The 18742-nt window shown below is 73.1% G+C and carries 17 protein-coding genes; 7 read left to right on the plus strand and 10 right to left on the minus strand.

From position 1 onward, the window contains the following. Window positions 1-18: 18 nt before the first annotated feature. Both LC193_RS06680 and LC193_RS06685 read left to right on the plus strand, forming a co-directional pair. Window positions 19-231: a hypothetical protein gene (locus tag LC193_RS06680; RefSeq protein WP_226072518.1), complete on the plus strand. Its 213-nt coding sequence runs from the start codon at window positions 19-21 to the stop codon at window positions 229-231. A gap of 45 nt (window positions 232-276) precedes the next feature. Further along, window positions 277-939, plus strand: coding sequence for a DUF4383 domain-containing protein (locus LC193_RS06685; RefSeq protein WP_226072519.1), 663 nt, complete (start codon window positions 277-279; stop codon window positions 937-939). A gap of 89 nt (window positions 940-1028) precedes the next feature. Here LC193_RS06685 and LC193_RS06690 read toward each other — a convergent pair whose 3' ends face one another. The 4 genes from LC193_RS06690 to LC193_RS06705 form a co-directional block, all read right to left on the minus strand. Beyond that, a complete protein-coding gene (locus LC193_RS06690; RefSeq protein WP_226072520.1) occupies window positions 1029-1775 on the minus strand; it encodes a methyltransferase domain-containing protein in 747 nt (248 codons plus the stop codon). Between the two features lie 589 nt (window positions 1776-2364). Then, on the minus strand, window positions 2365-3222 hold the full coding sequence (locus LC193_RS06695; RefSeq protein WP_226072521.1) for an HAD family hydrolase: 858 nt from the start codon (window positions 3220-3222) through the stop codon (window positions 2365-2367). Next, window positions 3219-5600 (minus strand): phosphoribosyltransferase, encoded by a 2382-nt coding sequence (locus LC193_RS06700; protein WP_226072523.1) that lies wholly within the window; start codon window positions 5598-5600, stop codon window positions 3219-3221. The genes LC193_RS06695 and LC193_RS06700 overlap by 4 nt, the downstream gene beginning before the upstream one ends. Further along, window positions 5597-6763 (minus strand): HpcH/HpaI aldolase/citrate lyase family protein, encoded by a 1167-nt coding sequence (locus tag LC193_RS06705; RefSeq protein ID WP_226072525.1) that lies wholly within the window; start codon window positions 6761-6763, stop codon window positions 5597-5599. Before LC193_RS06705 ends, LC193_RS06700 begins: the two co-directional genes overlap by 4 nt. Before the next feature lie 117 nt (window positions 6764-6880). Here LC193_RS06705 and LC193_RS06710 point away from each other — a divergent pair, with 117 nt between their 5' ends. Next, window positions 6881-7546, plus strand: a complete 666-nt coding sequence (locus tag LC193_RS06710) for a TerD family protein (protein WP_226072526.1) — start codon at window positions 6881-6883, stop codon at window positions 7544-7546. 21 nt (window positions 7547-7567) lie between these two features. On the opposite strand, the gene LC193_RS06715 is transcribed toward LC193_RS06710, so the two are convergent. The 4 genes from LC193_RS06715 to LC193_RS06730 all read right to left on the minus strand — a co-directional run bounded on the left by LC193_RS06715 (window position 7568) and on the right by LC193_RS06730 (window position 10921). Next, the gene (locus LC193_RS06715; protein ID WP_226072527.1) at window positions 7568-8317 is read right to left on the minus strand and encodes a Tellurium resistance; all 750 of its coding nucleotides are present in this window, start codon (window positions 8315-8317) and stop codon (window positions 7568-7570) included. Window positions 8318-8425: 108 nt separating this feature from the next. After that, window positions 8426-9577, minus strand: coding sequence for a DUF475 domain-containing protein (locus LC193_RS06720; protein WP_226072528.1), 1152 nt, complete (start codon window positions 9575-9577; stop codon window positions 8426-8428). Between the two features lie 332 nt (window positions 9578-9909). Then, a complete protein-coding gene (locus tag LC193_RS06725) occupies window positions 9910-10368 on the minus strand; it encodes a peroxiredoxin (RefSeq protein WP_226072529.1) in 459 nt (152 codons plus the stop codon). 118 nt (window positions 10369-10486) lie between these two features. Next, window positions 10487-10921, minus strand: a complete 435-nt coding sequence (locus LC193_RS06730; RefSeq protein ID WP_226072530.1) for a DUF3052 domain-containing protein — start codon at window positions 10919-10921, stop codon at window positions 10487-10489. Window positions 10922-11477: 556 nt separating this feature from the next. On the opposite strand from LC193_RS06730, the gene aceE reads away from it, so the two are divergent. Further along, complete coding sequence (gene aceE / locus LC193_RS06735) at window positions 11478-14210, plus strand: pyruvate dehydrogenase (acetyl-transferring), homodimeric type (protein ID WP_226072531.1); 2733 nt, start codon at window positions 11478-11480, stop codon at window positions 14208-14210. A 272-nt stretch (window positions 14211-14482) separates the two neighbouring features. Then, a complete protein-coding gene (locus LC193_RS06740; protein WP_226072533.1) occupies window positions 14483-15358 on the plus strand; it encodes a DUF4429 domain-containing protein in 876 nt (291 codons plus the stop codon). A gap of 10 nt (window positions 15359-15368) precedes the next feature. Here LC193_RS06740 and LC193_RS06745 read toward each other — a convergent pair whose 3' ends face one another. Next, on the minus strand, window positions 15369-15836 hold the full coding sequence (locus LC193_RS06745) for a MerR family transcriptional regulator (protein WP_226072535.1): 468 nt from the start codon (window positions 15834-15836) through the stop codon (window positions 15369-15371). Between the two features lie 104 nt (window positions 15837-15940). Between LC193_RS06745 and LC193_RS06750 the strand changes: the two genes are divergently transcribed. Further along, window positions 15941-16756, plus strand: coding sequence for a serine hydrolase domain-containing protein (locus LC193_RS06750; protein ID WP_226072536.1), 816 nt, complete (start codon window positions 15941-15943; stop codon window positions 16754-16756). A 45-nt stretch (window positions 16757-16801) separates the two neighbouring features. On the opposite strand, the gene LC193_RS06755 is transcribed toward LC193_RS06750, so the two are convergent. Further along, complete coding sequence (locus LC193_RS06755; RefSeq protein WP_226072537.1) at window positions 16802-17470, minus strand: pirin family protein; 669 nt, start codon at window positions 17468-17470, stop codon at window positions 16802-16804. A gap of 73 nt (window positions 17471-17543) precedes the next feature. On the opposite strand from LC193_RS06755, the gene LC193_RS06760 reads away from it, so the two are divergent. Continuing rightward, a complete protein-coding gene (locus tag LC193_RS06760; RefSeq protein ID WP_226072538.1) occupies window positions 17544-18725 on the plus strand; it encodes a PucR family transcriptional regulator in 1182 nt (393 codons plus the stop codon). Window positions 18726-18742: the final 17 nt, after the last annotated feature.

Below are 18742 nucleotides of genomic sequence, written 5' to 3' on the forward strand. Positions count from 1 at the left end.
GTACTTCGGAGGGGCACCATGCACGCGATCGTGCGACAGCTGATCGAAGGTACCCGTGCGTTCGGCCACGGCATCGCGGCCGGCACCGCCATACGGCACAGCCGTACTCCGGGCCCCGCCACCGCCGCCGCCACCGCCTGGACCGGCAAGCGGCAGGGCATAGGCCGACCCGACGGCGCGGCCGTGCCCGTCGGCGCCGACCAGCACCACCAGGCGGGGGCAGCGCGTTAGGTCCCGGTTTGCGCGGGTACGCGGGGAACCTTCGAGGAGGTTCCCATGGGTACGTTCACGACAAGTGGTTCACCACGGCTGCCGAGCACGGGCCCGTTGGGGCTGTTGCGGCGGGCCCGTCTCGATGAGCACCTGCCGGTGGACCGCCGCCTCAGCCGCGTCTACCGGATCGGGGCCGGGCTGGTGGGCCTCGGGCTGGTCGTCTTCGGCGCCCTGGGGATCACGCAGAACCTGGACATGTTCTCCACGGGCGACGACACCATCTGGAGCCTGAACACCAACGGGGCGCTGAGCTGGCTGTCGATCGTGGTGGGCCTGGTGCTGTTCTTCGGCATGGTCCGCGGGGGCAACCTCGCCTCCACGCTGAACATGCTGATCGGCGCCGCGTTCGTCCTCAGCGGCTTCGTCAACCTGGCCCTGCTCGAAACGGGCGCCAACGTCCTCAACTTCCGCATGCCCAACGTGATCTTCAGTTTCGCCGCCGGGCTGCTGCTGATGTCGTTCGGCATGTACGGGCGGGTCAGCGGCCGGCTTCCGCACGACAACCCCTACTGGCGCGTCCGGCACCCGGAGGCGGGCGAGGACGCGCCCGAGCGGCAGGAGCACGCCGAGCACGGGCGCCGCGTCCTGGACGAACGGCAGCGCGAGGAGACGGCGCGTTCGGCCTCGGGGGCGGTGCATCGGGGCGCACCGGACCGGCACGGGTAGGTTGCCGCCCGTGCGGGGCCGGACAGCGTGCCGTCCAGCCCCGCACGGACCCGACGAGCTGATCGTCCGGCCCCGCACGGACCCGATGATCAGCGCTGCATCAGGGCGAAGACTCCCCAGCCCAGATACTCACGCGTGAAGCGCGCGTAGCGTGCGGGCTCGGTGGTGAGTTCGGCCCGTACCTCGGGCGCCAGTTCGTCGTCCGGGTTCAGGTCGAGCCAGCGGCGGAGGTTGAGCCACTGGGCCGCGCAGTACCGGTCCCAGCTGTCCTGATCCGCCAGCATCATCTCCACCACGTCGTACCCCAGCTCGCCGAACTGCTCGATCAGCTCGGGCAGCGGCAGGAAGTCGGCCAGGCTGGTGGCGTGGCAGGCTTCCGCGACCTCCTGGCTCGGCGGAGTCCGGCGCCAGTAGGGTTCGCCGATCAGCATCAGTCCTCCGGGGCTGAGGCTGCGGCTGAGCAGCGCGGCCGTCCCGGCGACGCCGTTGCCGATCCAGGTGGCGCCGACGCACGCGGCGAGGCCGACCGGCTCGTCCGCGACATGACCGGAGGCGTCGCCGTGGACGAAGTCCACCCGGTCGGCGACGCCGAGCTCGACGGCGCGGGCCCTGGCCTGCTCGGTGAACACCGTGCTGAGGTCCACGCCCGTGCCCGTGAAGCCGAGGTCACGTGCCCAGGTGCAGAGCATCTCGCCCGAGCCACTGGCCAGGTCGAGCACCCGGGTCCCGGCGGGCAGGCGGAGCGCCTGGCCCAGGGCCGCGAGCTTGTCGGGGGTCAGCGGGTTGTGGATGCGGTGACTGCTCTCGCGGATGGTGAAGATGCGAGGAAGGTCCATGGTGGTTTCTCTTGTCTGTCGGGCCCGGCGACGGCCGGACCGGTCGAGGGCACGCCCCATGCGTGCGACGTTCTTTTCGGCCGTTTCCGCTCGTCCGCTCAGCCGCACGTCGGCGCGGAGGCGGCGCACCGTCATCGGTGCCGGGGCGGGCATCCGCCCGCGCGCCGTGCGGGCCGCGCCGGGCCGGCAAGCGGCCCGTCGGCGCGGAAGCGGGCGGGGGAAAGGGCGCGTTCCCCGCCCCGGCCGCGGGCGGCCGGAGTCAGGACACGCCTGGGAGAGAGCACGAGGAAAGGCGGGGAAGCAAGTCGATGAGACAACGTGGAGACCCTGGGGAAGGGGCCCCTCCGGACGGCACGGCAGGGCGGCAGCTCCCGCTGGGAGGACGCCGGGTACCGGTCAGGACGAGGCCCGGGACGTGAGGATGATCCGGGCACCGCGCACAGCGGTGGTCTCCACGGCAGTCATCAACTCACCTCACTCGGGCTCCGCGGCGGACCTGGTCGGCGCCGCGGCCTTCAGGGTAACAGCCCGTGGCGCCGTCGCCGGGGCCGCCTGCCCGCACCGGGGGCGTCCGCCCGGCGTCAGCGGGTCAGCCGGGCAGCCGGGCGAGGAACGCCCGCACGATCTCCTCGCCGCAGCCGACGCCCTCGCCCTCCAGGGCCGTGACGTGCGGGGCGCCCCAGCCCTCGGCCGCCAGCTCGCCGTGCCCGGGCCGCCAGCCGTGGTCGGCCGCGAGCAGCAGGTCGGTGTCGAGCAGCGAGTCGCCGGCCGCGAGCACGCTGCCCGCCCCGGTGCGGCGGACGATCTCCGCGACGGCGGCGCTCTTGGTGAGCGGGCGCGGCACGGCGTACAGCTTGCGGCCCTGGAGGGACACGGTCCAGCCACGCGGCCCGGCCCAGTCGGCCAGCTCCTTGGCCCACGTGTCGGGCAGCAGCGCCCGGTCCACCACGAGGTAGGCGAACAGGCCCTCCGCGTCGCGTTCCCTCAGCAGCCACGCGGGATCGGCCGTGCGGCGCAGGTGGTCGCGGACCTCCGCGAGCGGTGCGCAGTCCGCCGCGAGGCGGCCGAGCACCGCGGCGTGCCAGTCCTCGTCCGTGCGGCCGTCGACCAGCAGGTGGCCGCCATTGGCGCAGATCGCGTAACGCGGCGCGGGCCCCGGCAGGTTGACGCGCAGGTACTGCTCGCGGGTGCGCGTGGTGGTCGGCACGAAGAACGCGTCGGTCCTGGCGGCGAGTTCCGCGATGAGGTGCCCCGCGGTCTCGGTGACGAACGACTGCGGTCGCGCCTGGTAGACCTCCACGCAGGTCAGGCGCGGCGCCCGCGCGTCCGGCATCCCGAGCGCGAGCGCGGCGGCCGAGTAGATCAGCGTGCGGTCCAGGTCGCTGGCGACAACGGTCGGCGCACCGGGTGTCACGTCCGGCGTCGCCTCGGTGCTCGCGGGAATCACGGTGCGGCCTTTCCGTCGGCGCCGGTCGCGCCCCTGGTGTAGCGCGGGTGGATGAGCCCGACGCAACTGTAGGGCAGGTCGTCGGTCTCCTCCACGGGCACGCCGCGCTGCTCGGCGAGCAGGCGGACGTGGTCGAGGTCGGCTCCGGCGCCGCGGCGGGCCAGGACGCGCCAGGGCACGCGCCGCAGCAGCACCCGCGTGGTCTCCCCGACGCCGGGTTTGACGAGGTTGACGTCGCCGATGCCCCACTCCTCGCTGATGCGCTCCACCGCGCGCCAGCCGGCCCAGGTCGGGGCGCGGTCGGCGGCGAGCAGCGCGGCCGTGTCGGCGGCCACCCCGGCGACCACGCCCGGGTCGGTGAAGTGCGCGGTGATCGTGTCGAGGAAGTGGCCAGAGAGGTCGGAGCCGGCCAGTTCGCGGTAGTGCTTGGCGCCGTGGAAGTCGTGCGGGCCGACGAGGTCGTCCCGCAGCACCGTGCGGGAGATCAGGCCGGACACCGTGGAGTTGAGGCAGGCGGACGGGATGAGGAAGTCCTCGCGCGTGCCGTAGGTGGTGACGCAGCCGCCCGGGTCCGCGAGGACCGCGAGGGACGGGTCGAAGCCGGGGAACGGGGCCAGCGCCGCGGCCAGTTCGCGGGTGATGGCGCCCTTGCCGGTCCAGCCGTCGACGAAGACGACGTCGGCCGGGTCGTGGTGGGCCGCGAGCCAGCGCAGGGCGGTGGTGTCGATGCCCTGGCCGCGGACGATGGAGATGGCGTAGTGCGGCAGGTCGAGGCCGTGCGCGTGCGCGGCCCAGCGGCGCATGAGCACGCCCACGGGGGTGCCGGCCCTGGCCAGGGAGACCAGCACGGGCGGACGGCCGGGCCCGGCCCGTTCCGCGAGCACGGCCTCGGTGACGGTCCCGACGGCGCGGGCCACGCGGGCGGCCGAGGCGTCGAGCGCCTGGTGGAACAGCCGCTGGTACTCCGGGCTCGGCTGGTATTCCACGGGCAGCGACTCGGCGTAGTGGGCGCCGCCGGACTGGATGGCCTCCTCGCGTTCCTCCGCCGGGGCCTCCAGGGTGACGTCGGACAGGTCCTGGAGGAGCCAGCCGACCTCGTCGGGCGCGTAGCTGGAGAACGCGGGGCCGCGCAGCGGGTGCGGCAGCGAGGGCACCACGGTGAGCAGCAGGTGCGGGGTGTGGGCGCCGAGCCGGGCCAGCAGGCCGTCGGGGGCGTGGAGTTCGAGGGTGTCGCCGGCCGCGTCGGTGACCACGACGACGGCGTCCCAGTCCCGGCCGGCCACGTTGTAGACGAAACGCGGGGCGGGGCCGTCGGCGGGGCGGTCGTGCGCGGCGAAGAGCAGGCGGCTGCGTATCGCGTAGCCGGGGTCGTCGAGCGCGAGGACCGGGGAGCGCGTGGTGGTGGAGAACAGCACCTCGGCGTCCGGTAGCGCCGCCTCGACGGCCCCGGCCAGCCGCAGCGGCGTGTAGGCCAGCTCCTCGGTGCCGAGCACCAGGACGCGCCGCGCCCCGGTCGGCAGCGCGGCGGCCAGGCCCGCTCCGAGGCCGGGCAGGGCCGCCTCGAAACGGTCGCGGTCGGCCGGGGTCCAGCCGTGCCTGCCGCCGTCGGGCAGCCCGGCGGGCCAGTCGAGGGCCACGCGCGCCGGACGCGCGGCGTGCCGCCCGGCGGGCGGCGTCTCGCGGTGGGCCGCGACCAGTTCCGCGCCGCGGCGCAGGACGTCGTCGGGCAGGTCGATGCGGGCGGTGGCCAGGCTGGTGGTCTCCACCCTGGCCCCGAGGTCGGCGGCGAACTTCGCCAGCTCCGCTCGGTCCGCCTCGGTCCGCAGGTCGACCAGGGCGGCCACGACGTAGCGCTGCCTGGGGTGCCGGCGGTGCAGGGCGGCGATGGTGTTGCGGACGGTGCGGCCGGTGGACAGTTCGTCGTCGACCAGGACCAGCGGCCCCTCGCCCGCCAGCAGCGCGGGGTCGGCGGGCAGCAGGAGGTGCGAGGTGTGGTGGCTGTGCTCCTCCTCGAACCCGCCGGCCGGCGCGACGCCTGGCACCGGCCTGCGCGTGGAGTGCAGGTAGGGAACGCCGCCGAGGCCGTCGGCCACGCAGTGGCCGAGGCCGGTGGCGGTTTCCGCGTAGCCGAGCACGACGGCGCGGCCCGCCGCCTCGCCGAGCAGGTCGAGGACGCGGCGGCCGAGCGCGACGCCGGTGCCGTACACCGTGCGGGGCGGCCCCGGCACGTGCTTGCCGAGCACGTTGGAGACCAGCAGGTGCGCCCGCTTGGGGTTGCGCCGCAGGGCGAGCCCGAGCATGCCGCGCGCGCCCTCGCCGTGCAGCCGTACGCCGAGCCGGTCGGTGACCCACGTGCCCGGCCAGGTCGCGGCGCTCACGCGAGGCCCGCCGTGAGCAGGTCGACGAAGTCGACGCCGTCGCGGGCCACGCCGAACACCTCGGCCCGCAGCATGGTCCTGCGGGCCCAGGCGAGGTGCGGTTTCACCTCGTTCATCTTGTTGGTGTAGGCGGAGCGCAGGACCCCGCCGCCGGCCGGGCCGCTGCGCAGGATGTCGGCGGCGTCAGAGAACTCCTCGTGGCTGACGACGGAGAGCGCGTGCACGGGGGCCACGTGCGAGGGGTGGATGCAGGTCTTGCCGAGCAGGCCGTTGGCGTGGTCGAGCACGATCTCGCGCAGCAGCGCGTCCATGTCGTGCTTGATCAGGCGGGTGCGCAGGTCCTCGGCCCGGCCGCTGAACGGGCTGTTGCGCAACTGGGGTTTGAACAGGCGCGTCTGGCTGCGGAAGTACTCCCAGACCGGCCCGGTGACGACGTGGCCCGACCCGTCGGCGCGGCCGAGCACGTTGACCACGTCCGCGATGACGGAGGCGACGAGCTGCACGTCGTAGGCGGTCATGTCCGGGCTGCGGCGCAGCGCGTAGGCGGAGCAGAAGTCGGTGACGCCGAGCCGGACGGCGGGTATGCGGTCCCGGTGCTTCTCCAGCACGCGGGCCACCGCGGTGAGGCCCGCGCCCCGCGTCTCCAGGTGCAGCAGCTCGGGCGATTCGAGCACGGGCATGACCAGCAGCCGCCGGCCGGAGACGACTTCCGCGCCGGTGACCGCGTCGAGGAACGCGGGCCCGGTGGCCGCGGTGAACTTCGGGAGCACGAACCCGGTGAGCAGCCGCCCCGAGTCACCGAGCCTCGCGGTCAGGCGCGTGATCTGCTCCGGTGCCCTGACCCTGATGAACAGCAGCGGCGGTTCGCCGTCCCCCGCGCCGTTGCCGTGCAGCTCGTCGAACTGGCGGACGAGGTTGTCCTCCGCGCCCGGCACGTCGGCGTCGCTGATGGAGTCCTCAAGGCACAGGACCATGGACACCACACCCGCGGCGGCCTGCTTGCCGACGTCGGCGGCCAGCCGGGGCCGGGTCGCCGGGCTGTAGAGGGTCGCGCCGAGCGCCGCTCCCAGCGTGCCCACGGGGGAACCCGGGCCGAACTCGGCGGGCTCCCGGTGGAACAAAGCATGTCGCCGCGCGGGCGACAGGTGCCCGAAGTGCCGCATCGATCTCCCCGGATTTGCTCAACGCCTTCGCGCCGCCCGGCTGGCGGCGTCCGGCTCCCGCCGCCATCGTAATCGCGGCATTGTTTCGGAAGTATGGCGGCAGGCAGGATTTCGGATATGACGCACGGACCCGCGAAGGGATCAACAATTCATCTCCCCGTCACCGCGTTACGCGCCGTGCTGCGGTGGAAACCCACGGCTCGGGCGACGGGGCGGTTTCTTCCCGATCTCGATCTTTCCGTGCTGCTGCTCGGGTCCGGTGGACTGGTGCGTTCCGAGGGCGACTTGGTGTTCTACAACCAGCCGCGGCACCCGTCCGGCCGGGTCAGGCGGCTGCCGAAACGGCAGGACGGCGAAGGGCTGCGGGACGCCGTGGAGGCCGAGCTCGCGCGTCTTGAGCCCGGGGTGGCGCGGCTGGTCCTGGCCGCCTCGGCGGACGGCGGGTTCGGCGCGCTCGCGAGCCCGCCGAGGCTGCTGCTGCACGACGCGGCCGGCGGCGCGCCGCTCGTCGCGCTGCCGCTGGCCCCGCGGGCCGGGGACCGGGCGCTGGTGTGCGGTGAGGTGCTGCGGACGGCGGGCGGCTGGGCGTTCCGCGCGCTGGGCGACGGCTACGCCGGCGGGCTGGTCGCGCTGGCCGCCGCGTTCGGCGTCCGCGCCGCTCCCGCGCCGCGGCCCGACCCGCGCGCGCCGCACGCGTACGGCTACCCGCAGCCCGATCCCGCGTTCACGCTGCCGCCGCAGGGCCCGCAGTTCCTGCCGCGGAACGGTGCGGACGGCGGCTGAGCCGCGCCCGCGCGTCAGGCGTCAGGCGCGGCCCTTGACGCCCCGGCCCCAGCTCATGCCCCAGCCGTAGAGCCGGTCGATCTCGGACTGGAACCCGTAGACGTACTTGACCTCGCGGCGCGCGACCAGTTGGCCCTTGTGGTGCTCGATCAGCGCCACCGCGCAGGCCCTGGCCTGGGGCGGCGGGTCGGTGAGGTGGATCTCGACCTTCCGCCCGTCGGCGGTGACGAGCGTGACGTCCACGTCCGCCCGGTCGAACATCGGGGCGCCGTCGTAGATGTACACGAAGATGAGGAGCCGCTTGAACTCCTCGGCGTTGTCCAGGTTCACGTACAGGGTCTCGCCCGACCCCGTGCCGAACCGGTCGTCGCCGCTGAGCTTGAGGTACGGCGGGCCGTTGAACTCGCCGAGCAGGCCGCCCAGGGACTGCACGACGCCCCGGCTGCCGTCCTTCAGCTCGTAGAGGCAGGCCAGGTCGAAGTCGATGCTGGCCACGCCCTGCGAATGGCCGCGGATCTCGGCCGGCTTGAAGATCTCCAACGGGTGCCGCAGGAGGCGGGCCCGGCCGTGGGAGCGGTCGAAGTCGGTGTTGACCCGCATGTGCCAGGACAGGTCGACGCGCAGCGTCCCGGTGTCCGTGCCCTGCCCGGTCAGGGGCGCGGCCGGGGAACGCCTGGTCAGCTCCACGGCGTAGTTCGACATGCCGCCCGAGGCGTCGAACCCCTGCTGGCCCGCGCGGCCCCTCCGAAAGTACGACCACAGGGACGCCATGGTCCCGCACCCCTCTCGATCCCGGCCCGTCACGGTCCCGGTCAACTGGCGGACAGCGGGACGGCGTTCACCGTCCCGCTGAGTAAGGCTTCCGCGTTCCGCCCGGGCTCACACCCCGGAACGCGCTCCCGGCCGTTCCTTGCCCCCGCCACCGCCGCCGGCGGCGTTCGCCGCGTCGATGCGGTTGGCGCGGACGGAGGACCAGAACGACAGCGCGATGAGCGTGACGCCGAACAGGCCGGTGATCACCTCGTGCAGGTGCCAGCGGATGCTGATCAGCAGGAGCACGGCGAGGGCGCCGATGGCGTAGTGGGCACCGTGCTCCAGGTAGCGGTAGTTGTCCAGGGTGCCCTGCCGCACCAGGTAGATGGTGATCGACCGCACGTACATGGCGCCGATGCCGAGGCCGAGCGCCATCCAGAAGATGTGGTTGGTGATGGCGAACGCGCCGATGACGCCGTCGAAGGAGAACGAGGCGTCCAGCACTTCGAGGTAGAGGAAGAGGAAGAACGCCGCCCGGCCGGCCAGGCCGACCGCCGACGGGTCGCTCCCGGCGCGTTTCGCGGCCTCCTGCTCCTGCGCGGCCTTCTCCTCGCCCTCCTCAAGCCGGTTCTCGAAGAACCCGGAGAGTCCGCCGACCAGGAGGTAGGTCAGGACGCCCGCGACACCGGAGAGCAGGACGGTGTCGGACTTGTCGGTGTGCAGCCCGCCGTGCTGGTAGGCGCTGGTGGCCACGGTGGTCGCGGTCAGCAGCAGGGCGGCGAGCGCGACGCCGACGGAGAAGCCGTCGATGCGGCCCAGCTTGGCGAGCGGGCGTTCCAGCCAGCCGATCCAGGTGTGCTCGCGCTTCTGGAAGATGAAGTTGAGGAAGATCATCAGCAGGAACATCCCGCCGAACGCGGCGATCGACGGGTGCGCGTCGGTGACGAGCTCCTCGTAGCGGTCGGGGTCGTCAAGGGCCAGTTCGACGGCCTCGATGGGCCCGAGCTGGGCGGTGACGGAGACGATCAGCACGGGGAAGACGAGCCGCATGCCGAACACGGCGATGAGAATGCCGATGGTGAGGAAGATGCGTTGCCAGAACTCGTTCATCCGCTTCAGCACGCCCGCGTTGACCACGGCGTTGTCGAAGGAGAGCGAGATTTCGAGGATCGAGAGGATCGCCACGATGGCGAACGCCTCCCAGCCCCAGAAGATGGCGGCGGCGGCGAGGCCCGCGGCGGTGACGCCGAAGGACCAGCCGAAGGTTCGGAGAATCACGAGAAGTCCAGTCTTCCGCGCGGGGCCGCGGATGTGCGGGCCGACATGTCAGACGGTAACCCCGGAGGCCGGAGCGGGCCCACACGGCGGGCCGGTCCCCTGCCGTCGGCCTGATGGACGATGCGGTGGTGGGCGCCGTGGGCCAGGCCGGGGCGCCGTTGCCGGGGCGCTGCCGCCCCCGAGGTGGACCGTGTGTCGCACGGGCCCCCTCCCTGTGCCCCCCGGTGCGGCTCGGCGCCCGAAGGGCCGCGCCATGCGCGCGGCGCCCACGGAACACGGGTCGGTTCCCTGCCGCCGGCCCCGGCTGAACGCGCCCGGGGCCGGCCGGAACCTCACAGCCCGTTCAGGGCCGTGACGTACTCGTTGAGGTCGCGGGCGTCGGGCAGTCCGTTGACCACGCTCCACCTGACCACGCCCTCCTTGTCGATGACGAACGTGCCGCGCACCGCGCAGCCCTTCTCCTCGTCGAAGACGCCGTAGGCGCGGGCCGTCTCGCCGTGCGGCCAGAAGTCGGAGAGCAACGGGTAGTCGAGGCCCTCCTGTTCGGCGAAGACACGCAGCGTGAACGGGCTGTCGCACGAGACCGCGAGCAGCTGCACGTCGTCGTTGACGAAGGTGGGCAGCTCGTCGCGCAGCGCGCACAGCTCGCCGGTGCACACGCCGGTGAACGCGAAGGGGTAGAACAGCAGCACGACGTTCTTCTCGCCGCGGTGGTCCGCGAGGGACACCGTCTGGCCGTGCTGGTTCCTGAGCTGGAAGTCGGGCGCCTTGGCGCCGGGCTCGATCGCCATGGGCGAGTATCCGTTTCCCTGGGAGAGGTCAAGCGACCCGCCCACCCTACGCCGCGGTCCCCGGTGGCTTGCGTGCCCCCGGGGACCGTTGTGCGCGCCGTGCGTGCGGGCCGTGCTCCTACTTCTTTCCTGCGGCCTTCGGGGTGACCAGGCGGCTGCCCGACCAGTCGCGGCCCGCGTTGACGGTGCTGGTCTGGGCCAGGCCCGCGGTCTGGGCGGCCTCGCCGATGTCGCTCGGCTCGACGTAGCCGTCCCGGCCCGTCTTCGGCGTCAGCAGCCAGACAGGTGCCCCGGGGTCGATCAACGTGGTGGCATCCACCAGCGCGTCGGTCAGATCGCCGTCTTCCTCGCGGAACCACAGCACCACGGCGTCGGCCACATCGTCGTACGTCTCATCGACGAGTTCCTGGCCCGTGATGGCCTCGATTCCCTCGCGGAGTTCCTGCTCGGCGTCGTCGTCGTAGCCGAGCTCCTGGACCACCTGCCCGGGCTGGAAACCCAGCCGAGCGGCGGGGTTGGTCCGCTCCTCCGCGTGGTCCGCGGTCGCGCTCACGGATAGCTCCTGTCCTGTGTCGGAAAGTACGGATGGGGCACGCGCGTGCGCGCGGCTTGGGCGTAGTCCACACGCGCCGGGCGGATCGCGCAAGTACCCGACCGCCGAGCCTGCCCAAACGTTGACGTCTTGGCCCCCGTCGGCCGCGTGATCTGGGCCATAGTGTCGCGAACGGGTGTTCGTCGGGCGCCCGGCACGTGGGCGTACGCTGGGCCGCCGGCCCGGTGACCTCGGCCGGGGCCGCGGTTCCGGTCGGCGCGGGGCGCCGGCGGAGGCCGTCGGGGCGGGCCGGGGAACGGTCCGGCCGGCGGTCGGAGAACGGTCGGGGAACGGTCGGGGAGCGGGGTCGAGGGAGAGAGGGAGCCGACGGAGGAGAGGGATGACGGGGCCGGCCCGGCGGGCCGGGTGAGCACGGTGCCCGAGCACTCCGCCAAGGATCGGTGACGATCATGAAGTGAGGGTTACCGCCCAGTAGAGATGACGTTTCGCCGTCGGCGGTCCACGATGGAGGCGGCGCGACACCAGCAGAGCAGACAACTCACAGTGAAGGAACAGCGTGGCTTCCGGATCAGATCGCAACCCGATCATCATTGGCGGCCTTCCCAGCCAGGTCCCGGATTTCGACCCTGAGGAGACTCAGGAATGGCTCGACTCGCTCGACGCCGCCGTCGACGAGCGAGGCCGGGAACGGGCCCGCTATCTCATGCTCCGCCTGATCGAGCGCGCCCGTGAGAAGCGGGTGGCCGTGCCCGAGATGCGCAGCACGGACTACGTCAACACGATCGCGACCAAGGACGAGCCGTTCTTCCCCGGCGACGAGGAGATCGAGCGCAAGATCCTGAACGCGACCCGCTGGAACGCGGCCGTGACGGTCTCCCGCGCCCAGCGCCCCGGTGTCGGGGTGGGTGGACACATCGCCACCTTCGGCTCGTCGGCGTCGCTGTACGACGTCGGCTTCAACCACTTCTTCCGCGGCAAGGACGGCGGTGACGGCGGCGACCAGGTCTACTTCCAGGGCCACGCCTCGCCCGGCATCTACGCCCGCGCCTTCCTCCTCGACCGGCTGTCCGAGCGGCACCTGGACGGGTTCAGGCAGGAGCGGTCGAAGGCCCCCTACGGTCTGTCCAGCTACCCGCACCCGCGGATGATGCCGGACTTCTGGGAATTCCCGACCGTCTCCATGGGCCTCGGCCCGATCAGCGCCATCTACCAGGCGCGGATGAACCGCTACATGCAGGCCCGCGGCATCGCCGACACCTCGAACTCGCACGTGTGGGCGTTCCTCGGGGACGGCGAGATGGACGAGCCCGAGTCGCTCGGCCAGCTCACGCTCGCGGCCCGCGAGGGTCTGGACAACCTCACGTTCATCGTCAACTGCAACCTCCAGCGCCTCGACGGCCCGGTGCGCGGCAACGGCAAGATCATCCAGGAGCTGGAGTCCGTGTTCCGCGGCGCCGGCTGGAACGTGATCAAGCTGATCTGGGACCGCTCCTGGGACCCGCTGCTCGCGCAGGACCGCGACGGCGTCCTGGTCAACAAGCTGAACTCCACACCGGACGGGCAGTTCCAGACCTACGCGACCGAGACCGGCGCCTACATCCGCGACCACTTCTTCGGTGGCGACCAGCGGCTGCGGGCGATGGTCGAGGGCCTGTCCGACGACCAGATCCTGCACCTGGGCCGCGGCGGGCACGACCACCGCAAGGTCTACGCGGCGTACAAGGCGGCCAAGGAGCACCAGGGCCAGCCGACGGTGATCCTCGCGCAGACGATCAAGGGCTGGATGCTCGGGCCGAGCTTCGAGGGCCGCAACGCGACCCACCAGATGAAGAAGCTCACCGTCGCCGACCTCAAGGGCTTCCGCGACCGGCTGCACCTGCCGATCCCGGACAGCGAGCTGGAGTCGGGCCTGCCGCCCTACTACCACCCGGGGCGCGACTCCGAGGAGATCCAGTACATGCACGACCGCCGCCGTGAACTCGGCGGCTACGTGCCCACCCGCGTCAACCGCGCCAAGCCGCTCCCCCAGCCGGGGGACAAGGCGTACGCCGCCGTGCGGAAGGGCTCGGGCCAGCAGCAGGTCGCCACGACGATGGCGTTCGTGCGGCTGCTCAAGGACCTGATGCGGGACAAGGAGATCGGCAAGCGCTTCGTGCCGATCGCGCCGGACGAGTACCGCACGTTCGGCATGGACTCGCTGTTCCCCTCGGCGAAGATCTACAACCCGCTGGGGCAGACCTACGAGTCGGTGGACCGGGACCTGCTCCTGTCGTACAAGGAGTCGCCGACCGGGCAGATGCTGCACGACGGCATCACGGAGGCCGGTTGCACCGCGTCGCTGATCGCCGCGGGTTCGGCGTACGCGACGCACGGCGAACACCTCATCCCGATCTACGTCTTCTACTCGATGTTCGGGTTCCAGCGCACCGGTGACCAGTTCTGGCAGATGGGCGACCAGCTCGCGCGCGGCTTCGTGCTCGGCGCCACCGCGGGCCGCACGACGCTCACCGGCGAGGGCACCCAGCACGCCGACGGGCACTCGCAGCTGCTCGCCTCGACCAACCCGGCCTGCGTCGCCTACGACCCGGCCTTCGGGTACGAGATCGCGCACATCGTGCGGGACGGCCTGCGGCGCATGTACGGCGAGAACGCCGAGGACGTCTTCTACTACCTCACCGTCTACAACGAGCCGATCAACCAGCCGGCCGAGCCGGAGAACGTCGACGTCGAGGGCATCCTCAAGGGCCTGTACCGCTACCGCGAGGGCACGGGCACCGGGACCAGGGCGCAGATCCTGGCCTCCGGCGTGGCCGTGCCGTGGGCCGTGGAGGCCCAGCGCATCCTCGCGGAGGAGTGGCAGGTCACGGCGGACGTGTGGTCGGCGACCTCGTGGAACGAGCTGCGCCGTGACGCCGTCGCGGCCGAGGAGCACAACCTGCTGCACCCCGAGGAGGAGCAGCGCGTGCCCTACGTGACGCGCAAGCTCCAGGGCGCCGAGGGACCGGTCGTGGCCGTGTCCGACTGGATGCGGTCGGTTCCCGACCAGATCGCCCGCTGGGTACCGGGCACCTACCAGTCGCTCGGCGGCGACGGCTTCGGCTTCGCCGACACCAGGGGCGCCGCGCGCCGCTTCTTCCACATCGACGCCCAGTCGATCGTCCTCGGCGTGCTCACCGAGCTGGCCAAGGAAGGGAAGATCGACCGCTCGGTCCTCAAGCAGGCCATCGACCGCTACCAGCTGCTCGACGTGGCGGCGGCCGACCCGGGCCCCGCGGGCGGCGACGCGTAACGCGCCACCCGCACCGCGGATCTCCAGCGGGGGCGGATCGCCGGCAGGCCCGGCGGTCCGCCCCCGTCCGGCGTTCCGGGCCGCCGCCGGCCGGGGCGCGGGCCGTCCGGCGCCCGCCCCCGGCGCCCGCGTGCGCGCGGTTCGTGAGCGCCGCGCCACGCGCCGTGCGACCCCTCAGGGCCGCACGCGCGGCCCCGCACACCCCGCCATGACAGGAACACACCCGTTCGAGGGAAGCCGCATCGTCAGCGCAGGCGCATACGATGACCCGCATGGGTGATGTGCTGGCCGGAATCCACTCCACATGGGAGTTCGACACCGACTGCGTGCTCATCCGCTTCGAACGGGGCATACGCACACCCAAACTGTTCCAGGTCTTGGGAGAGCGCCGCATCCCCTACGAGGCGCTGAGTACCGTCGACCTGGCCCCGGGGCCCCGCAAGGGCACCGTGGTGCTGCACGCCGTGCCCCGCCCCGGCGCCGACCCGCTGCTCGACGCCGCGGCGGGCCAGTTGCGGCAGGCGGCCGACCCGTACCGGCTGGTGCTGCCGGCCGAACGGGAGACACTCGCCGACTACTACGCCACCGAGCTGCGCGCCGCGCTCGTCCCCGACGCCGGAGAGGACGCCGACCGGTACCTCGTGGCGGCGCCCCCCGCGCCGCTCCAGTTCAAGGCGTACGACGCGAAGGTGTCCTTCGACGGCAAGGTGGTGGCCTTCCGCTGGTTCTGGACCGGCGCGTCCTCGGCCAAGTGGAAGGCCGGCGACCAGTCCTTCCCCGTGAGCGAGCTGGCCGGGCTCGAATGGCGCTCACCCGAGATATCCGGCGGCCACCTACGGCTGCACCGGCGCGCCGCCGACGGCCGGCCCGAGCCGCGGACCGACCCGGCCGACCAGGACCCCGCGTCCGTGGTCTTCGGCCTCGGCTACGGCCTGGTCCACGAGTCGCTGCCGCTGGCCGCCGCCGTGCTCGAAGCGATCCACACCGCCGGGCCGACCCACGACGCCCCCGTGGACAACGGGCACCGCAGGGCCGACCCGGGGGACATCGCCAACCGCATCCGCCACCTCGGCGAGCTGCACGCGGCCGGCCTGCTCACCGACGCCGAGTTCACCGCCAAGAAGACCGAACTGCTCGCGGAGCTGTGAGAGCGGCGGCTCAGGACACCGCGGTCCGCGCGGCTGCCTCGCCGTAGGCGTCGATCTTGTGGTCGAGCACGGTCAGGGTGTCCTGGAGCTCCGCGATGCGCAGCCGCACCTGCCGCCTGGTCTCGGCGAGCAGCGCGCGGCGCTCGGCGAACGTGTGGTCCCCCTCCCGCACCAGATCGGCGAACCTGACCATGTCCGCCACGGGCATGCCGGTCAGCCGCAGCTTGTTGACCAGCGCGAGCCAGTCGAGGTCGGCGTCGCGGTAACGCCGCTGGCCCGTGTGCGAGCGGTCGACGTGCGGCATGAGGCCGATCCGCTCGTACCAGCGCAGGGTGTGCGCGCTCAGCCCGCTGAGCACGGCCACCTCGCTGATCGTGTAGTGGTCCCGGCCGGCCTCGCCCGGACGCGGGCGGCCGGTCGGGGCGCAGTCGTCGGCGCGCTCCGCACGCGCGGGCGATACGTGCTGTGTCGGCGTCATACCCGCACGCTAGACAGCTGGAGCGCACTCCAGGCAAGCGGTGCCCGGGTTACGGGGCCCGCCCGGCGGCCGGGGCACGGCGCCCGCGCGCTACGCTCGAAGCCATGCGCAGCCTGGAGTTGATCGACAGCTGGCCCGTGACCACCGCAGCCGCGGCCGTGGTCACCGCCGACGGCCGCACGTTCGCACGCGGCCCGGGCGACCGCCCGTTCGACCTGGCCTCCGTCACCAAGCCGCTGGCCGCGTACGCGGTGCTGATCGCCGTCGAGGAGGGCGCGACGGAGCTGGACGAGCCGGCGGGGCCTGCCGGGTCGACCGTGCGGCACCTGCTGGCGCACGCCTCGGGCCTGGCGTTCGACGAGCACAGGGAGATGGCCGCCCCGGGGACGCGCCGGCTGTACTCCAACGCCGGGTTCGAGGTGCTCGGCGAGCACGTCGCGAAGGCGACCGGCATGCCGTTCGCCGAGTACCTGCGGCAGGCCGTCCTCGAACCGCTCGGCATGACGGGCACCTCGCTGCCCGGCTCCCCCGCCAAGGACGGCGTGTCGACGCTCGACGACCTGACCAGGTTCGCCGCCGAACTGCTCGCGCCCCGCCTGCTCGACCCCGGGACGCTCGCCGAGGCCACCTCCGTGGTCTTCCCCGGGCTCAACGGCGTGCTGCCGGGCTTCGGGCACCAGAAGCCGAACGACTGGGGTCTCGGCTTCTCGCTGCGGGCCCACAAGTCCCCGCACTGGACGGGCGCTTCGTCCTCGCCCGGCACCTTCGGGCACTTCGGCCAGTCGGGCACGTTCCTGTGGGTCGACCCGGCCGTGTCCGCCGCCTGCGTCGCGCTGACCGACCGGGCCTTCGGCTCGTGGGCCGCGGAGGCTTGGCCGGTGTTCACGGACGCGGTGCTCGCCGAGCTGCCCAGCGCCTGAGCCGGAGCGCGCGCCCGAAACGCCGCGCCCGGCGCCGCGCGGGCGCTACCGGCCCGCGCCCAGTTCCCAGATCAGCAGTTCCGCGCCCTGCTCCCCCGCCACGAACGGCACCCGGCCCGCCGCCGTCAGGCGCGCGGCGTCGCCCGCCGCCAGGGGCTCCCCGCCGGCCGGCCGCACCGAGCCGCGCACGACGTGCGCGTAGGCGCGCGGCGCCGCGGGCACCGCGCCGCTCGCACCGGCCGCGAGGCGCCGCACCCGCAGCACCGCGTCGGTGCGCGGCAGCCGGTAGGGAGCGCCGTCGGCGATGCCGCGGACGACGTCGTACTCCGGCGCGCCGCCCGGCCGGTCGGGAACCAGCCACATCTGGACGAAGCGCAACGGGCCCGCGCCCGCGTTCCGTTCGGCGTGCCGCGTGCCGGCCCCCGCGGTCAGCCGCTGCACGTCCCCGGGGCGGAGCACGGTGACCCGCCCCTCGGCGTCCTCGTGGCCGAGCTCGCCCTCGACCACCCAGCTGACGATCTCCACGTCCCGGTGGGCGTGCGGCGCGAACCCCGCGCCCGGCGCGAGCCGTTCCTCGTTGCAGGCCGTCAGCGCGCCGAAGCGCACGTTGTCCGGATCGTAGTGCTCGCCGAAGGAGAACGCGTGCCTGGTGTCGATGCCGGCGGCCGGGTCACCGCCGCGGTAGCGCCCCTCGGCCCGGCGTACTTCGAGCATGGAGCCACCGTATCCGGCCCGCACCGACCCCCGCCGGGCATGGAGGGGCGCCGCATGAGGCAGGCTGGTCCTCGTGTCGGATGCCGATGATGAGAAACAGGCGCACGCCGCCACCGTGCGCAAGCTGGAGCAGTCCTCGGGGAAGCTGGCCGCCGCGGCGATCGCGCGCATGGACGACCAGCTGTCCTGGTACCGCGCCATGCCCCCGGAGAACCGCTCGTGGATCGGCCTGGTCGCCCAGGCCGGCATCGCCGCGTTCACCGAGTGGTTCCGGCACCCGGACGCGCCGCAGGCCATCAGCACCGATGTCTTCGGCACCGCGCCGCGCGAGCTGACCCGGGCGATCACGCTGCGGCAGACCGTGGAGATGGTGCGCACGACCATCGAGGTCGTGGAGTCCGCCGTGGACGAGCTCGCCGTGCCCGGCGGGGAGGCCGCGCTGCGCAACGCGCTGCTGGTGTACGCGCGCGAGATCGCGTTCGCCACGGCCCAGGTGTACGCGCAGGCCGCCGAGGCGCGCGGCGCGTGGGACGCGCGCCTTGAGTCCCTGGTCGTCAACGCCGTCGTCTCGGGCGAGGCGGACGAGAGCGACGTCTCGCGCGCCGCGGCCCTGGGCTGGCGGACGCCCGAGCACGTGACGGTCCTGCTCGGCAGCGCGCCGAACGGCGACAGCGAGCTGACCGTCGAGGCCATCAGGCGAGCCGCCCGGTACGCCAAGCTCCAGGTGCTGACCGGCGTGCTCGGCAAGCGCCTGGTCGTCATCGCCGGCGGCAGCGACGACCCGGTGCAGGCCGCGAAGGCGCTGATCGGCCCGTTCGCCTCGGGTCCCGTGGTGGCGGGGCCGCTGGTCGGCGACCTGCTCGCGGCCACCGGGTCGGCGCGGGCGGCGGCGGCCGGGCTGCGCGCCTGCGCCGCCTGGCCGGACGCGCCGCGCCCGGTGCACGCGGACGACCTGCTGCCCGAGCGCGCGATGGCGGGCGACCCGGCGGCGCGCACGCTGCTGGTGGAGGAGATCTACAGACCGCTCCAGGAGGCGGGGTCCGCGCTCCTGGAAACCCTCAGCGTCTACCTGGAGCAGGCCAGCAGTCTTGAGGGAGCGGCGCGCATGCTTTTTGTGCACCCCAACACGGTTCGCTACCGTCTCAGACGTGTGACCGACGTCACCGGATGGCCGCCCTCGGACGTCCGATCGGCCTTCACCCTGCGCATCGCGCTCATGCTCGGGCGTCTGGCCGATGAGGAACTGCGCTCATAGGCTTTGTTCACCTTCCA

Source organism: Streptomyces marincola (assembly GCF_020410765.1).
Taxonomy (GTDB): Bacteria; Actinomycetota; Actinomycetes; order Streptomycetales; family Streptomycetaceae; genus Streptomyces; species Streptomyces marincola.

Excerpts from the sequence above, each read along its gene's own strand:
- LC193_RS06750 (WP_226072536.1), top strand. The coding sequence starts at position 15,941 with ATGCGCAGCCTGGAGTTGATCGACAGCTGGCCCGTGACCACCGCAGCC.
- LC193_RS06685 (WP_226072519.1), top strand. The coding sequence starts at position 277 with ATGGGTACGTTCACGACAAGTGGTTCACCACGGCTGCCGAGCACGGGC.
- LC193_RS06725 (WP_226072529.1), bottom strand. The coding sequence starts at position 10,368 with ATGGCGATCGAGCCCGGCGCCAAGGCGCCCGACTTCCAGCTCAGGAAC.
- LC193_RS06710 (WP_226072526.1), top strand. The coding sequence starts at position 6,881 with ATGACGCACGGACCCGCGAAGGGATCAACAATTCATCTCCCCGTCACC.
- LC193_RS06690 (WP_226072520.1), bottom strand. The coding sequence starts at position 1,775 with ATGGACCTTCCTCGCATCTTCACCATCCGCGAGAGCAGTCACCGCATC.
- LC193_RS06740 (WP_226072533.1), top strand. The coding sequence starts at position 14,483 with ATGGGTGATGTGCTGGCCGGAATCCACTCCACATGGGAGTTCGACACC.
- LC193_RS06745 (WP_226072535.1), bottom strand. The coding sequence starts at position 15,836 with ATGACGCCGACACAGCACGTATCGCCCGCGCGTGCGGAGCGCGCCGAC.
- LC193_RS06715 (WP_226072527.1), bottom strand. The coding sequence starts at position 8,317 with ATGGCGTCCCTGTGGTCGTACTTTCGGAGGGGCCGCGCGGGCCAGCAG.
- LC193_RS06755 (WP_226072537.1), bottom strand. The coding sequence starts at position 17,470 with ATGCTCGAAGTACGCCGGGCCGAGGGGCGCTACCGCGGCGGTGACCCG.
- LC193_RS06680 (WP_226072518.1), top strand. The coding sequence starts at position 19 with ATGCACGCGATCGTGCGACAGCTGATCGAAGGTACCCGTGCGTTCGGC.
- LC193_RS06705 (WP_226072525.1), bottom strand. The coding sequence starts at position 6,763 with ATGCGGCACTTCGGGCACCTGTCGCCCGCGCGGCGACATGCTTTGTTC.